Origin of the sequence: Planktothrix sp. FACHB-1355 (genome assembly GCF_014748295.1) — a bacterium.
Classification (GTDB): Bacteria; Cyanobacteriota; Cyanobacteriia; order Cyanobacteriales; family Aerosakkonemataceae; genus Aerosakkonema; species Aerosakkonema funiforme_A.
In genome coordinates this window covers 1-16,229 of sequence record NZ_JACJUP010000001.1, presented here as the reverse complement: position 1 = coordinate 16,229, position 16,229 = coordinate 1, and the positions used below count along the sequence as shown (strand labels likewise).

15 protein-coding genes are annotated in these 16,229 nt (G+C 42.2%); 7 read left to right on the top strand and 8 right to left on the bottom strand.

The annotated features are described in order from the left end of the window. Nucleotides 1–51: 51 nt before the first annotated feature. The 5 genes from H6S82_RS00075 to H6S82_RS00055 form a co-directional block, all read right to left on the bottom strand. Nucleotides 52–1,161: a hypothetical protein gene (locus tag H6S82_RS00075; protein ID WP_190464661.1), complete on the bottom strand. Its 1,110-nt coding sequence runs from the start codon at nt 1,159–1,161 to the stop codon at nt 52–54. 22 nt (nt 1,162–1,183) lie between these two features. Next, nucleotides 1,184–1,918: a hypothetical protein gene (locus tag H6S82_RS00070; RefSeq protein WP_190464660.1), complete on the bottom strand. Its 735-nt coding sequence runs from the start codon at nt 1,916–1,918 to the stop codon at nt 1,184–1,186. A 25-nt stretch (nt 1,919–1,943) separates the two neighbouring features. Beyond that, nucleotides 1,944–4,751 carry a hypothetical protein gene (locus H6S82_RS00065; protein ID WP_199315268.1) on the bottom strand — a complete coding sequence of 936 codons (2,808 nt, stop codon included), beginning with the start codon at nt 4,749–4,751 and terminating at the stop codon, nt 1,944–1,946. Continuing rightward, nucleotides 4,751–5,161: a hypothetical protein gene (locus tag H6S82_RS00060; RefSeq protein ID WP_190464659.1), complete on the bottom strand. Its 411-nt coding sequence runs from the start codon at nt 5,159–5,161 to the stop codon at nt 4,751–4,753. The genes H6S82_RS00065 and H6S82_RS00060 overlap by 1 nt, the downstream gene beginning before the upstream one ends. Before the next feature lie 71 nt (nt 5,162–5,232). After that, nucleotides 5,233–5,868: a hypothetical protein gene (locus H6S82_RS00055; RefSeq protein WP_190464658.1), complete on the bottom strand. Its 636-nt coding sequence runs from the start codon at nt 5,866–5,868 to the stop codon at nt 5,233–5,235. 281 nt (nt 5,869–6,149) lie between these two features. Here H6S82_RS00055 and H6S82_RS00050 point away from each other — a divergent pair, with 281 nt between their 5' ends. The 5 genes from H6S82_RS00050 to H6S82_RS00030 all read left to right on the top strand — a co-directional run bounded on the left by H6S82_RS00050 (nt 6,150) and on the right by H6S82_RS00030 (nt 11,047). Continuing rightward, on the top strand, nt 6,150–6,401 hold the full coding sequence (locus H6S82_RS00050) for a hypothetical protein (protein WP_190464657.1): 252 nt from the start codon (nt 6,150–6,152) through the stop codon (nt 6,399–6,401). A gap of 63 nt (nt 6,402–6,464) precedes the next feature. Beyond that, nucleotides 6,465–8,168: an AAA family ATPase gene (locus H6S82_RS00045; RefSeq protein WP_190464656.1), complete on the top strand. Its 1,704-nt coding sequence runs from the start codon at nt 6,465–6,467 to the stop codon at nt 8,166–8,168. A 25-nt stretch (nt 8,169–8,193) separates the two neighbouring features. After that, nucleotides 8,194–8,673, top strand: coding sequence for a DUF192 domain-containing protein (locus H6S82_RS00040; protein WP_190464655.1), 480 nt, complete (start codon nt 8,194–8,196; stop codon nt 8,671–8,673). A gap of 432 nt (nt 8,674–9,105) precedes the next feature. Further along, nucleotides 9,106–10,068 carry a hypothetical protein gene (locus tag H6S82_RS00035; RefSeq protein ID WP_190464654.1) on the top strand — a complete coding sequence of 321 codons (963 nt, stop codon included), beginning with the start codon at nt 9,106–9,108 and terminating at the stop codon, nt 10,066–10,068. A gap of 139 nt (nt 10,069–10,207) precedes the next feature. Further along, complete coding sequence (locus H6S82_RS00030) at nt 10,208–11,047, top strand: hypothetical protein (RefSeq protein ID WP_190464653.1); 840 nt, start codon at nt 10,208–10,210, stop codon at nt 11,045–11,047. Nucleotides 11,048–11,274: 227 nt separating this feature from the next. Here the strand turns inward: H6S82_RS00030 and H6S82_RS00025 are convergent, their stop codons facing one another. Together H6S82_RS00025 and H6S82_RS00020 are read right to left on the bottom strand one after the other, a co-directional pair. Continuing rightward, nucleotides 11,275–11,940 (bottom strand): DUF6753 family protein, encoded by a 666-nt coding sequence (locus H6S82_RS00025; protein ID WP_190464652.1) that lies wholly within the window; start codon nt 11,938–11,940, stop codon nt 11,275–11,277. After that, nucleotides 11,937–12,893 (bottom strand): hypothetical protein, encoded by a 957-nt coding sequence (locus H6S82_RS00020; protein WP_190464651.1) that lies wholly within the window; start codon nt 12,891–12,893, stop codon nt 11,937–11,939. Before H6S82_RS00020 ends, H6S82_RS00025 begins: the two co-directional genes overlap by 4 nt. Before the next feature lie 334 nt (nt 12,894–13,227). Between H6S82_RS00020 and H6S82_RS00015 the strand changes: the two genes are divergently transcribed. Then, nucleotides 13,228–14,004, top strand: a complete 777-nt coding sequence (locus H6S82_RS00015; protein ID WP_190464650.1) for a hypothetical protein — start codon at nt 13,228–13,230, stop codon at nt 14,002–14,004. A gap of 141 nt (nt 14,005–14,145) precedes the next feature. Here H6S82_RS00015 and H6S82_RS00010 read toward each other — a convergent pair whose 3' ends face one another. Next, the gene (locus H6S82_RS00010) at nt 14,146–14,439 is read right to left on the bottom strand and encodes a hypothetical protein (RefSeq protein WP_190464649.1); all 294 of its coding nucleotides are present in this window, start codon (nt 14,437–14,439) and stop codon (nt 14,146–14,148) included. 16 nt (nt 14,440–14,455) lie between these two features. On the opposite strand from H6S82_RS00010, the gene H6S82_RS00005 reads away from it, so the two are divergent. Then, nucleotides 14,456–16,229, top strand: a 1,774-nt coding sequence (locus H6S82_RS00005) for a hypothetical protein (RefSeq protein WP_199317854.1), incomplete at its 3' end; no start/stop codon positions are given.

The window sequence follows — 16,229 nt, the reverse complement described above, 5'->3', positions numbered from 1 at the left end:
ATTCAAAATTATTTCAAAATTCAAAAAATGGGGCGATTCAACTATTATGTTTTAGCGACCGAGTATTTTAGAAAATACAAAGCCAGTAACTTGTCCAAGCGCATTAGCGCCCCGGCGCACGTCTTTACCGCCTGCAAGTAAACCGTGCCGAATCACAGTTTGTAAGGCATCGAAAACGGCTTTTCCTGCACCTGCTGCTAACGCCAGTGACAGTATTGGTGCTAGTAGGCCGACGGCGAAAGCAAAAATCATGGGGTCGTTGTCGCCTGCATTTACAACTAAAGTGGCGACCAATCCCGTCACAATATTTAAACAAAGTTTGACTAATCCAACTGAATAAAACCCAATCAGCCAAGCAAAGATAGCTTTTTGGCCGACGGGAAGTAGAGTACCGCCAACTGCTAGAGGGCCAAGCAAAGCTGTTAGCACCCAAGTGATTTCAACCAACCATTGAAAGGCCATACCGAAAGCAATCAGCAATCCTCTAGCTGACATGACGAGCGTGTTTTGAATGCCCGATTGCAAAGTATTAACCAAATTTTGTCCTTGCTGTAAAGGATTGAGAGAATCTAAAAAATTTTGATACGACCGGGAAGGGTTAGGTGGGGCAGAAGCTTTGGCTTGTTCCACTGCGTTATTCACGCAATCTTGCTGTTGGAGCGGGTCTGCTTTGGTAGCGCATTGAGCTAAAATACCACGCGCTAAATCTTCCGAACCGATTTCTAACATCACCTTTTGATAAGCTTCTTGCAGGCTAATGCTAGAGGCTGTTTGAGTTAAGATTGTTTGATTGACTTGGTTGATTAATGACCGCATACCTTTCGTTGAATCTGATAAAAGTGAGGCATTATTCGCGAGCAAACAGATAACTAAAATAGGCCACATTAGTTCGGAGAAACTGCGGACTTCCTCTCCATCAATCAAATCTTTAGCCCACTGCACCATGAAAATCAGTAAGGTGCCTACTGCAAACAAAATACCGAGATTGGCGAGGGCGGTGTATAAGCCGCCACTCAGCACGTCATCCCAAAGCCGATCGAGCGATTCGCTGATAAATTGAGAACCTTGTGCAGATTGATTGATAATTTGAGAAGCTTGGTCTTGCACAGCCCCAAATAAGAGCGAATTTTTCCATAAAAAACTTCGGGATAACATTTCCATCTTCAGGTTCACCTAAAATGAATTAGAACAATCTGGCTCTTGAAAAAATACGTAAGTTGCCAAAACCCGTGCTAACTCGCTCGCTATCTGCGGCTTGGTTTTGACCGTCGATACCACGAGAAATATTTGTTAGGTTGACATTAGCTAGTTCTTGACGTTGGGCATCTTGTGCCATATCCTGCCGCATAGAACCAAGAACACCGCTGATTTCTGCATTTTGGGCAGCGATCCGTTTCATGACATTCTGAGTAACTACATCTGACTGAGCGATTTGTGCTTGCTGCTGCACCGTTTCTACTGCTTGTTTGGTAATTTGCAATTGTTCTTGAGTTCGTTGCTGTCCTTCTTGACTGAGTGTTGCAGATGCAGTTGCTCTGGTAATTTGGCGATCGATCTCGTTTGTTGCTCTTTCTTGTGAATTAATCGGTTCAGCAGAATTTGATAAAGTTTCTTCGACACTTTTTCGAGTCGCTATAGGGTCGGGTATTCCCAAAACGCCTTTAGCTTGCCCAAGTGCATTTTGTAAATCGGCATTAATCGACTCTTCTAACGGTTGAATTTTGTCATTTATTGCTTGGCTAATGTACCGTTGAGCTTCTTCAAAATACTGGAGAAACTGGTTCAACAAACCATTGAAAAAGTCTCCCCCACCCATCGGTATAGTAACAGCACGACTAGGAGCAGCAGAAGCAATCAAAAGCATCGCAGCTAAACCTAAAACCATAGCGGATTTTTTGAAGTGTTTGTTGTGTTCCATATTTACTCCTTCTTGATTTTCAATTTCAAGCACTCTTATTTAGAGCGACAAGTTGTTTGCTAAACTCTTTGATGGCGATGAATTTATCGCTGTATTTTTGGAAAGCGATCGCACGCGCCGCCTGTTCTTCAGGATTGTTAGCAACTGCTGCTAATAACTCGGCGGATGGATAGTAGCGGCAGTACGTGTAAATGCCGTTATCGTCTAACAACCATTGCGAATACATTCCGCTTCGGCGCGGAAAAAAGCTTTCTGTGGAATTTTTGTAAATGATTTCAGGTGGATATTTGAGAATATTTACAAAGCGATCTGCTGCTGTTGGTTGAATTCTTCCAATTAGTCGAGTGGACAGGTTTTGAAATATCTTTGCACCACTGGGAGAGGTAGCGATCGTATCTGGATCTTGAGCGGATAAAATAACACGGATACCCGATTTAGCTCCGTTAGCACATAATCTTCCAACTAAAGCGGCGATACTGTCATATTCAAACAAAATTGGCGATTCATCAATGAAGAAAATACTCGCTTTTGATGCCAAAGCACGCCGTAAAGCTGCCGAATAAGCACTCAAAGAAAGGATGGCTGCATCTTCATCGTTGGAAAGGTTTCTGAGGGCGAAAACAAGCAACCTTGCGTTACTTCTAAAAGTCGAAGGAAGTGCGATCGCTCTACCCACTCGCGAAGTCAGCCAAAACCGCAAGCGCAGTTTGATTAATTGCAGCGCCGCCGGAATATCGCCAGCCAGTGAATCCAAGCGCAGCCGTTCCGTAGAACAGTAGCTCAGAAAATCGCTTAAAGTGGGCATCTGTTGCCATTCTTCCGAGCCAAAGCCATTAGTGAATGCAGTTGCATAGCGATCGCGAATTTGCCAGTCGCTAAAGAAAGCATCCAAAGCTAAAGTCAAAATCGATCGTACAGTGTCCAGAATGGCAGTATCTCTCATCCCGCTGGTGCGTTTTCCACCTATCACCATTGCCATCAATGCGGAAGTTAAAAAGTCTTTGTAATCTTCAAATCGCTCTTTTTGAAGTTGTGGCGATAGGGTACTTAAATCCGGTAATTCAAATAAATTTGAAGATTCTTTGCCAATATCGAAATAAGCGCCATCTTCACCCATAAACCGAGTATAGTCTGTGAACGTACTACTACCATCTGGTTTGGGATAGTCCATTGCTACTACTGGCATTCCCCGCGCTAAAGCTTGGGTTAAAATGCCTGCTGCCATCACCGATTTCCCGGAGCGAGTTGTACCGAAAAGACCTAAATTTTTGTGTTGATTGTATAAGTCGATAAAAACAGGCGTTCCTCCCTCTCCTGCGATTAATTCAAACCCAGCTTTATCACCACTTCGGGTGCGGACTAAAGGCATCAATCCCACAACTTCGCTGTTAAGATAAAGTCGGCGACGATTGAAAGGAGTAGTCATCAGACGTTCCCAACAAATTGGAAACGTTTGCAGCCAAATTTTCCAAGGATATTCAGTTTCTCTAATCACCCAAGCTGGGCGAAGAAATAAAGATTGCAAGTGACGACACGCTTCGTCTAATTTTTCCCTAGTCGGACGGTAAACTAAGAAAACAACAGCAGTATGGATACCAACTGCGCCGCGATAGAGTTCAGCTTGAGCGGCAACTGCATCTTCAATTTTTAATAATGAACCGACATCTACAGAACTTTTTTCAGTTGCCAGTTCAGCGCTAACTGTAGACTGTTTGGTAATGCGTTGCATATTGCTTTTTACCAACCCATCGTTAGCTCTCATCAACTGACAATAAATTTCTGTATCGTACACTTCATCGCGTGCCATCACCTTCCATAAATAGGACATTTGGGCATATTTATCTGTCCAACCTCCCGGTTTATCTTGAAAGGTTAAAGCTCCGATGTATTTATTTTTGATATGCGTCCAACGGCGATCGGCAACGGGAACAGAAGATTCAGATTCCATTAATAAAGTTGTGGGATGCACATCTGAATATTGATTTTCTCTCAAGCCGTTTTCGTCTAAAACTAACAACTGAGGAATTGGGGGTGGTGGAGTATCGTTAAATCTCGACCACAAATGCGACCACATTTCTTGGGCGGTAAAAGGGCGAATCTCTAAACCCATTTTGTTAGCAAGTAATTGCTCCCAGCGTTGGAAACCATCGGTGAAAGACGCATAAAGTAACTTTTCTACTCGAAAAAAGCGGAGTTCGTGAATTTCTCCAGTGAACTTTTTCCATGACTTTTCAATAAAAGCTAAAGCTTTTTCAATATGGTCGGTTGTTCCTACGGTTTCCGGTTCTATGGTATAGGTTCCATACAAACGAAGGAATTTAGGTTTTCGGATTCCTTGACGAGTTAGCTGCCGTATTCGTGCTTTTTCACTCAAAACTAAGTATTGCAATTCTGGATTTGGTGCGGTTTCTACTATTGTTTCTAGTTCGGCTTGTCGGAAGCTGTCTGTGGTGAAAGAACCTAGATGAATAGTTAACCTTTCGTCAAAAGGTAAATCTTTTAATCCAGATTCGATCGCATCAAATATCGGGTCAATTTCCTCATCTCTTAAGGTTGAGTGAACACCTTGGCACTCAAATCCAAACTGAATCATGAAACTGTCTTCACCTTTTTTGAGTACGTAGGCTCCCATTGGGCGATCGAATAAATTAATTTCTAGCAAGCTAGCTAGTTGGAAAGCATCTTCAAGGGGAGTTACCCGAATCTTGCCAAAGCCATTATCGACTTCACGCTTACCGATTTTTGGTTTATTTTTACGTCTTTTTTTCTGAGAGTGCTTAATCTCTGAACTTTTAGGTGAATCTTTAGCTTGAAAAAAGTTTAGTATCCCCATTATTTTCTTCCTCGCGTTGCTTTGAAGCTTTTTCTTTGAGAGTGTTGTAATTCCATCAAAATTTGTCTATGAGAAGTTTTGGATTGATTGACTTCCCTGTTTTCCAGAAGTGGCTGATATAAAGCAAACCCTCTCGTCCAATTAGGAACTGAAACGAATTTAGATAACCACCGCCAAGCACCATTTGCTGTAAGTATCCACCAGGTAGCGCATCCCCACCCAGCTGCTAATCCTGTCCACAACCAAGACAGTCCAAATACGGTTTTACAGATGTAGTAGCTGACTAAACATATCCCTGCCCAAGGAGCAACCTGATCGCCGGGGAATGGCCCCAACTTTGGAGTTTTTCCCAAAGTTGGGTTAACTGGTCTAAATGTGCTAGCAGGTGGAAAAGAGCGCGAATTTGGCATATTTTCCCGATTGAAAACTCTGGAAATAGTGACGTACCTGCAAACAAATTGGAATCGCGCTTACGCCTTTCTTAAGGTGTGCCGCCACCGCCACCTGTTCCTTGACCAGTAATTAAGGTGGCAAGGATATCTCCTAATGTCACGACAACCAGAATAATGAGGGGGGTTCTGGCCAAATTTTGCCAGTCTTCGTCGTTCCTGGCTGCTGCAATTACCCTGACTAAGGATATTGCTAAATACAAAACGAAAATGGCTCGAAGGGTGTTAAATACCAGTGCATATATATCAGTGCCTCCAGCACCACCTGCACCACCCGCGCCACCTTGACCGCCTATCGGGAAAGATTGACGTAGCCATTGTTCTGTATTGACAAAGAATTGAGCGTGAGCGGGAGCAGCACTTAAGGTGAGGAACCAGATTGTAGCCATAACTAAAAACAATACGGCTCCCATTCTTATGTGTCCTCTACTAACTCCACGAGCTATTTTTGTCAAAAATTTGTTAAACTCATGCCGCCAAATTAATGCGGCAGAACCGAACAAAAATAACACGAACAAAATCAAGTTTGAGAAGGTAAATCCTATGAGTAAATCCACAAACAGTAATCCTGAAGCTGCGTGCATAAGTAACTCGATAGGAATTTGGTTGAGCGCGAGTTCGGTATTGAACCCTCTAGTTTTATTGGGGAGAAAGTTTGGTAATGGCATAAGAAAAGTTCAAAACTCTTATTTATTATTAGTACATTAGCTGCTACTTTAATTAAACCGTTCATTGGGTAGAATCTCATCATTTATCATTTTAATGCTATAGTCTTGGGTTAACTAAGACCGGAGTTATATTTGCTAACCAAGGGCGGTCGATCAAAATTAATACCCTAGAAATAAATAGACTATGACTGAGGTAGTAGACTATTTTATCTGTGGATAACGGCCAAAGAAAGCGTTTATAATCAAATGAGAAAATACTTTGATTGTCAAGGGCTAATAACATGAATACGCCACCACCGGAAACCGGAAAAAGAGGTAGGTTGCAACTGGCTCAAGAGTTCCTGGGGTGGTTGCTGACAGTATTATTGGCTGTGATGGGTGGATTTCAAATACTTAGCGGACAATGGCAAGACGGAGGAGTATTGCTTGCCATCTCTGCTATCACTTACCCACTCAATCGCCTACCTGACTGGATAAGACTCTTGCTTAGTATACCCGCAGGCATTTATTTGTTCTCAGTCACTTTGGATTAAGTCGGCTATTTCTAACCTTAGAAAGAGGTCAGTGCTAGTAGTTTTTTATAAGGAAGGATGCAGATGCAGTGGAAAGATATCGACTTATTACTGGAAGAATTCAGGATTATTTCCATCCAAAGCCTATTAATTGAGAGGCTGGAAACCATTAGTTTTATCGCCAATTTTGGCGTGCAGCGACAGTTGCCTGTTTATATCTGGAATTTTGGGCAACAAGCATTCTGGGAAATCCGATTTAGTACAGCGTCTATGGATTTCTCCGATCGCGGCGATAGCTGGGAAGCTGTCTTTCCCGCACAAGCTTTAAGCTTTGTGCAACGCTATGCTGGGTCGGCGATTTTCATCGTTGAAAATCTTCAGTCGCTAATGGCTGTGTCGCTTGACGCTGATGCGGCAACAAAATCAAGTGCTTTGCGCTTGCGATCGATGCTGATAAACTTACTTGGTGAATGGAAGGCCAAGGTCAAGACTAACCAAAAAGAATCCGTCCCCTACCTGATCCTACTTGGGACGGATGCAACAGAATTACCCTTGGATTTAGCTTCCGCGATACCCGAATTGTGGAAACCCTTGCCGGATATCCAAGAGATTGGCATCCATATAGATGCACTCATGCAATCTCCTGTGGGTGCGGGTAAATTCTGCGATCGCCTTCGGCAGTGCGCTCCGCGCGATCGCAATTCCTTAATTTTAGCCGCGACCGGATTGAGTAGAGAAGAAATTACTACGGGTTTAACGTTAGGATTAAAACACTCACAAGCGACAGGAAACGAAGAAGCAACAGTTATTAACTATCTGCTGGAGTATAAAAAAGAGCGACTCAAGCGCACTTTGGATTTAGATTTCATTGCACAGCCCAACGTTAAAGGATTTGGTGGCTTAGATCGGTTGCGAAATATGTTCGAGCAGGTCAAAAATCGATATACTGATGCGGCAAGAAACTGCGGCTTACCCCTACCTAAAGGTTGCTTGCTGGTTGGGCCTCCCGGAACTGGGAAATCCAGAGCCGTGAAAGCTTGTGCCGATCAATTAGGATTTCCATTGTGCATTTTAGATGTGGGTATTATTGTCGCCAGAGGTGTTGGTTATCTACGGGAAATAATTAGGCGCTTAGAAGCTTTGGCTCCTGTAGTTGTAGGCTTTGATGAATTTGATAAATTGTTCGATACCGAGCGAGTTTCTTCTGGTGAAGCCACTTCAAATCGGCAAATATTAGGAACATTGCTGACTTGGTTGCAGGAAAAAACCAGTTATACTTACGTAATTGCAACTTTAAACCGTTTTAATTCTTTACCTCCAGAGCTGACTCGCGAAGGGCGCTTCGATCGCAGGGTTTACGTTGGTTTTCCTCAGCATATCGAGCGTAAAGAAATCATTCAATTACACGCACAGCGTTTCGATCGGCGTTATCAGCAGGGTGATGGGCCGTTAACTGAAGCTGAATGGAGACAACTGCTTAACCTCACCCAAAACTTTACGCCAGCGGAGTTAGAGCAGATGGTCATTAAAGCGGCTAACGCAGTCTTTCAGTCTCATTATTCTATGACGCTTCCAGGCAAATGCGATCGCATTTCTATCCAATTATCACTCCCAGATTTTCTGGCACAAAGAGATACCATTTTTACTTTGTTTTCTGCCAGAACTGATGAGATATTGGCAATGGAAAACCAAGCTAAATATATTTGCGAACCAGCCAGTTCTCCTGATAATTCAGTGTTCGCACCACCACTGATTAGTTATTGGGGTCAGCGGTTGGAGCGAAATTAAAACGAGCGGGAACTAAGTTAAAACTATGCGTAATAAAAGTTTAACGGATCGGATCGCAGATACTTTTGGCTGGAGCATTGGGATTAGTTTGCTTGCCATGATGTTGGCGGGAGTAGCTGCTAATTACACTCGCCCTACAGTGCAAATAATGCTAGGTGGTACAAAGTTTACGCTCGAAGTTGCTAATACTCCAGCAACTCAATCGAGAGGGTTAATGAAAAGAACCGCAAGGCAGTTAAAAACAGGAGGTATGATTTTCCCTGTAGAGCCGAGGCGGAACGTAGCAGTTTGGATGAAAGATATGCTGGTGCCTCTTGACTTAGTGTTTATACGTCAAGGTAAAATTGTCAAAATTATGCACCAAGTTCCTCCCTGCCAAGCTGATTTTTCTTGTTCTCCTATTGCGTCGCCCGTTCAGGTTGATGCAGTAATTGAACTGTTGGGTGGAACAGCCCAAAACCTTGGTCTAAAAGAAGGGATGAAACTTGATTTACCGATTAATTAGAAAATCTTAAGTAATAGTTTTACTTGAATAATTAGGTGCAGGTACATCAATTTTTAATTACTATTTTGTTCATAAATATTATCCTTTAGGCTGTATTATTACAACTCTATATCTATATAGTAAATAAAAACTTTTCTTGAAATACTTGCAGCTACTTAACTCATTCCGGGACTTTCAAATAAGATCTTTGTCCCTACAGACTAAACTTATAAATCTAAAGGCATAAAAGGAATCTAACTTAAGGCAGATCTGGTATTTAGTTTGGGAAAGCCAAAATATTTGTCATATATAGCTAGGCACTAGGGGCTCTCTTGCTGGGGGCGAGCGTTGAGGGAAGAGGAAAAAGCTTGACGAAGTAAGGGATTATGGACTAAAGGTAACAGTTGGAGTTGCCTTAATCGCCCTGGCGGTTGCTATAAAACAAAAAAAACCGTGGGATTAGTAATTCCCTTTGTTTTTCCCTTTTCAGATGACATATGCCTAGATTCAGCACTGGCAAGAATACCAAAAAAGACCCGTCTACTGGTGTTTAAAATCCTTGAATTAATCAGAAACCTTTGTTCTATGCAAGGAAACTCAGTTTTGTATGCAACCTCCGGGATTTTGAGAGGCAGCGGGAGCAGCTGGCGGATTTACTATACTTTGATAGACAACGAGCCTGCGATCTTAATTGCCAGAGACACCATTGCGAAAATGTTTGGAGTTTCTGCAATGGCGGTACAAAAATTCATCATTAACTACAATTTTCCTACTTTTGAGGTTACCTTACAGCCTGCTAATAAAAGGAAATTAAGGACTCTTACCCTCTTGTCTACGGCGGTATCCTACTGGAAATACCTCTCCAAAAGAAGGAAATTGTCTCATTTACCAACCCGTACTGATGCACGCTGGCAAAAATTCATGGCTGATTGTGAAAATCTCAAATATGCAGAGGTTCTTCCAGAGCCAGAAGCAGTTCAAGATTCTGATTATCTCTGTACGCCTGACTATGATTTTGAAGAAAATATCTCTGAAGAAGGTGTTTTATTTGACTGCTTCTTTGAATCCATTGGAATGCTTTCTGTAGTGGTAGATCGGCAGGGCAAATATTGGATTACACCACAATCTGGTTTGTCTGTAATCGATGCTTCAACAGAATGGCTAGATAAGGAAATGAAGCGTTCCGCCAAGAAAAACCGCGTTTTACGACAACGGGGGTTTTCCGGAAAGTATTCTCAACATCTTTACAAAGCAGAGCGCGGCAATTTCTGTCGCGTCACTACTCTATCTTTTGAAGATTGGCTAACTATTTGGGCTTACTTCGCTCTCCAAAAAAATCAGAAAGCTCTAGCTTTGTTAAAACTGCTTGCACAAAAATCTTTGGCCGAGCTTTTGAAGGATAAAAGGCTTAATTAGGCTGTTGACTGTTGGGGTTAAAACGAATTGCACTCGCGTTAAGCTCCCTGCAATGTGGGCGATGTGGGAGATAGGGAAGAAAATTTATTCCTCATTTTCGTTACCCGCCTCAGCTTTTTCTCATGTAATTTTTGGAAACATGAATATTATCTCTATGCACAGACTAGCTAAATTCATCCCCCTGTTACGCCGTGGCGTGTGGCGTTCTTTAAACATTGAATTAAATGCTTACCAACTACCGGATGAAAACTTTGTCTTCACCTTTCGACAAATAGCGAATCCGGTTGGTTTACCCAGCCAGTCAGTATTGCAGTTCCTAGAAAAAACAGAAACTGCTGATTCTGTTTTTGAAGCTTATTTACCTAACTATCTCCTAGCTAGTGTCTGCACTTTAAGAACTGCGGCTCAGTACTGGCAATATTTAGTAACACAAACTGAGCCGACAAAAAAAGCCAAAAACCAACCCAGACAGTTATGGTCTGCTGCTGAATACTATCTCAACTCACAGGCTAATGGTTGTGATTACCTAGCTTTATCAGACCCAAGTTCAGAACCTGGTTACGTGAAAGTTATTAATATCTTTCACGTAAAGTTACTAGATTATACTGATAGCTCTTTGCAGGTTTTAGCTGGCAAACATACCGAAGGAGAAACCTTGTATTTAATCGAAGTTGCTTCTTTTTTGGAGCTAATTGGCTTTGAATCTGATTGGTTAGCACGCCCTGCGAGTCCCGTTCGTCGTACCCTTTATGCGTATGGCCTGACGAGGGAGCCTCTAGCCTGCTATCTGGAGAATGGAGCGGAGGTATTAACTTTCACTTTGTCAGATTGCTTAGCAATTTGCGAATATTTAATCCTCAAGAAAGGTAATTCTAGGGCGGCGGACTTTTTGATAGCGCTTGGCCGAATCCCTCTAGAGGCTAGATGTCAGGTTATACGCACTCCTAAGCGATCGCACTTGTCAATTCGACAAGTCTGAATTTATAAACATTTGCAGCGAAAAAAGCCCTTGCATGAACAAAGGCCAAATTTTTAGGGCGATCGCCTTCCGACCAAAGACTGCGACAAAGATGCTTATTATCAAGCTGTTTATCGAAAGGGCGATCCCAACGTAGAAATGCGTTTGCGATCGTGGCGTCCGAAACTTAAAAATTGGCATGCTGGAAACGAATACCATCAAGCACCGCATCCGAGAAGTTGACCGATTTAGTTTGGCTTCTTTATCCAAAGCAAACAAAAACCTGATTTTTTTGTTACCCCGTTAAAAGTTAGTGTCAATCCTAAACGCCGAACATCCCTTTCGCAGGAATTTAAATATTGCGAATTTAGTTCCAGAATCTCTCTGGCTTTTCTTCCTGACTTTGATTCCGCCCATCGTAGTGTCGCGGCTCGCTCGGCGGTTATTCGCATATTTTCTACATAACCGCCTTGCAGGAAAGGAGAAATTGTCATCCCTAGAAAAAACCCCAGCCCCAGTATTCCTGCAAGGCAACCAGATGCCAGGGCTATAGTACTCCAAGGTTGTAAGCTTTCTTTCTTCTTCGCTTCCTCGCGTGCCTCCCGAATTACGGCTAAAGCTGCATCTGCGATCGCCTTTTTCTGCCGTGCAATCAGTACCCGCTCGGACAACTCCAACGATTGTTTCAATTCGGCAGAACCCTCTTTGAACATACGTTCTAGGGTGTCAGGTGTCTCAGATAGCAGTAATTGCAACTGCCCCAATAAAATGGGAAAGATTATCCCCGGATCGTCAGGTTGGAGATCGGTTAAAGCTACATAATCCCAAACCCTTTGTTGGAAATCTTCTGATTTATCTTTTAACAATCGTTTGAGTAATGGAAAATCCTCCGGTTTTTTTACAAATGGGGTCATGGCAGCACTCCCGTTTCTGCAAATACAGTTACCGCATCTGTTATAAAGTTATACAGTCGGCTTCGTTCCCATACAGGCCAAATTTTTCTCCCGTTGCCGTTCGTACTAGCCGATAAAGCTTCCCTAAATGAAATTCCCTCTGCGTTCAATTTATCCCGTTCTCTCTTGGCGAGGCGGGGAAATTCTATTTGAATAATTGGTAAGATCTTGTGACCAGTTTCATCTACATCTTTGATATTTTTATCTTTTTTAGCTATTTCCGGTTTTTCAATAATTGCCTGATTCTTTGTAGCTTTAGGTAGCCGAATAATCTTCTGAGTGAGGTGTTTCAAATTTTGGTCATTATCGATATTATCCCAATTGCTTGCTATGCCATTATTTCGGACTAAAATATGTTGGATATGTCCTCCGTAGTGCCACAAAGAATTTAAAAATAAATCGATGCTTTCTTTAAATCCATTCGTGACAAACCAATAGTTGATTTGAATTTCTACATCCTTCTCTTCTGCGGGTAACTGTATCAGAGGTAACACAGTACGATCGAGCCACGCACGGATGTTTGTATCTGCCTGAGCAGGGAGATTAACTAAAACTGGTAATTTTTTAGCAGCTGCCCAGTTCAGAATTTCGTCCGCCGCGTCTTCGCGATCGGTATTATCGCTTAATTCTAAGCGGTGCGCTGCTTCTACTTCATTTTTTTGATACATATTCCACACATCGGGATTGGTGCGATCGCAATCCACCACAATCACTTGTTTTCCCTTTTTCTGATAGTAGTAAACGATTGCTTTTCCCACCGTCGATTTCCCTATTCCACCAATTTCACCCCCACTAATATGTACGACAATTTGTTCTTTCTCTACTGCAGGGAGCAGAATTTCCGGCTGATTACTATTTTCTTCTAAACTTGCTTGATTCTCAAGGTCTTCGCTGCCTTTAATTTCGATTGACATAGCTTTTGTCTCCTGCTTAGTTTTTGAACTTGACTTGCGAGGCATAGTGGTTGCAATAGCTCTGGATATAATTTTCAGGCTTTATTTATTTATGTCACTTTTCCCCAAATAAAACCTTGCCCCTTTGGTAGGGAGGTAAAAAAGTCTAAGCGTTTTGCTTTATAACAAAAGATAGAGACTAACTCTGTCTTTGCTATTAAATTGGCCTTTTTCTGGATAGCTAAGGTTACTTTCTTTGGTTAGATGCCCCTGGCCACATATGGCGCGAATATATGTAAAGGTAAAGACGCCTGGTTGGGTGAAAAATTAGCCGCTCGTATATAAAGGAGTCACAATGGTTACTTCGTCCAAAAAGTCAACTAATTTGCAGCAAATTGCCGAACAGTTTAAGCGAAATCAGCACGTAACAAGTAAGATCGATCTGACTGGGGAAGCGGTATACATTACCGTTGCTCAGTTGAAGGCGATCGAGAAAAACTTGTCAGTTTTACCGGATGAATGTGCCTTGATTCGTATTACTGGAGCGACTACTGAAGAAGGGGAACAGAGATATTACAGCAATACTTTAACTGTCTACCTCGATGACGATAGTAAAATTGGGGTTTTTGATACTCAATTTCAAGCAATTGAAGGTTTTAAGTTCATCAAATACGAAACTGGTTATGAAGGGTATCAGGATATCCTCATAGAAGATACCGAGTTGAGAATTGATTTATCTCGTTCATCTGCTTATAACGAAGATTTGCGGTTACCGGAAAAAGAACGGAAAATTGGGATTAAAAAAGGGGTAGGTGCGCCTATTCCTAAATTGTTAGCATCGGTGCCGCATCCCACCGTTCCTTTGCGCGATTTAGAAGATGGCCTGGTTTACAAAGTATTAAAGAAAACAGGGAAAAGTACTCAGTATGAGCGCTTGCGGTGGCGTTACTTAATCCAAGAGCCAAATGGGGAGGAATTTGAGGTTTATGGTAACAGCGATTTGGATACTTTAGTAGAACAAAGAGGTTGTCCCTGTGAGTTTCAAATAATTGATAGGGTTCCTTATAAGGAAGGGCAGATCATCAAACTCGCTGCCCCGGAGGTAGCTTCGTTTGCCGAGCTAATAATTTGATGTTTTTCCACGCAAATATGGCTTTGGTATTTATCCTGCAATGGGCGCATAGCGTTACTGTCGCCGAGATTAATAATTGCCAGAGCCATTTGTCTATTAAGACAGTAAAAATAAAGCGACCTTTACAGGCCGCTTTTAAAATTAAAAATCATCTGGAGCATTGGGGTCGAGATACACATACTCAACCAATTCAGGCTCAGTTTCCTCATCATCTCCTAGCAAATCATAACCACCGCTGAGATAGTCATAATAATCTTCAGCATCCATATCTAAAGGCAACTCATCCAGCGGAGTGCCATTACGCAAAGCTGACGCCTGCCGAACAATTTGGTCATCAGAATACCCCTGAATAACCAAACCCTCAACATAATCCTCACCCAGCTTCTCATCCAAAGCAAACTCCCTATCAAACCGTACCAAAAAATTTGAATTCATAACACTACTTACCACCATGACACTACAATTTAAACACTTCGATACCAGATTAAACCAATGGATAGAAAATCCATCAGACCCCAGTGGTATTTTAACAGAAGAACTCCAAAATACCCTACTAGAAGCATTCTTCCCAAACGCTACAAACGACTTCTCCTTCGGTCACATAGATGAAAACAGTGCGCCCGAAGACTTATATAACCATCCAGAAAACCACGTTCTACTACTCTCTAGTGGCGGTCGATTAGTATATGGCCCCCAAAAATACTTAGAAACAATACAAGCAATTTGTCCAGACCAAAAAGACCGAGGTGCTTATGGCAGCATCTTCATCGGCGCTTGTCAAAACGCAGTAAAGCATCCTGTCAATATTCTCATTGTAGACGATATCACAGGAGAAAACGGAGACATACTTCCTAACGACATAGCTTGGCGATTAGTAGGAGACTGTCACGGCAAAATATCACCAGAACTAGCAACAGAACTCAGTGGCACTGTATCCAACGTAATTCAACATCGACTAGGATGTTTTGGCGGAGAACTAGACCGTCGCTTTGGAAAAGGAACCGTAGCACCATTCCGCCTCAATGAACTACCAATAAAAGAAAAATTAAACACCACTATAGATCTAATCTTACCCACATCATCATTCAAAGGTGGAGACAAAAAAAATAACCCCATTCGACCAGGGCTCTACACCGACCAAATGGTCTTTATAGGTGAAAAAGACCGTTCCCAACCTTCCTTAGTAGCAATTTCCCAAACACTAGACTGTGCGCCATTTGGCATTAAAGACTTCCTCCGCCAAATCGAACAAGAAGCTTTGGAATTAGCATCCATTCAAAAAGACCCCAGGAAAGTAGCACAACGCTACTGTGAAGCCTACGAAAAATTCCAAAAAAACCGACAACTAGAAGAAAATCCGGAAGAAAACGACATTTCAGAATCAGAAACAGCAGAGCAACAAGACCCCATAATGTACCGTCTAATTAAAGCCGACCTGGAAGGATGGGGCCAGCTACTATCATCCCAAAAAGTAGTAGACGAATTAGAACGATTCATGCAAAACCAATGGCGAGATTTATCATTAGGAAAAACCATCAAATTCAATCGCGCCATGATAATACCCAGTAAAGATTTAATCAATGGCGAAATATGCGATATGAGATTTCCAGAAGGCGAAAAAATCTTAAACTTTTGCTCGCCATATCTCAATTCCAACGGGATGTGCATCTCAAAAAATAAATACGTCCCCGACGCACTAAACCCCAACGGTAAACCCCTAGTCGGTGTTGTAGTAGTCAATGACGAAACCAGAGAACGAATCGCTCAAAGAATTGCAGCATTGCAAGCCAAAGGTATCGAAACCGATGAAACTGTGCCAGCAGAAACCGAATCAGAACGTCAAGGCAGAGACTTTGATGGTGACACAATTGGCACAGAAATAGCCACTAAATATCCCAACTTCACTCAAGAAGTAAAAAAGCGAAATTTACCAGAAAACGCTTACGCCCCCATCAAAAAAGAAGAAAAAGCATCATTCCCCCCAGATAAACCATTTGAAGAAATTGCTATCTTCATGTCAGATGGAATATCCGTAGGCGTAATCAACAACCATGCCACAGCCATAGAAGCTTTAGAATCAGAAATAGACCTACTACAAGAATACGGAAGTCTCTCCCACAAAATCGAGTATGTCAAAACCGTTGGTGACCACTACAACCAACTGATTAGCGGGGAGAACAATCGCCAAAACCCTATTCCCATTAAACCTCAATACCGAGATTATA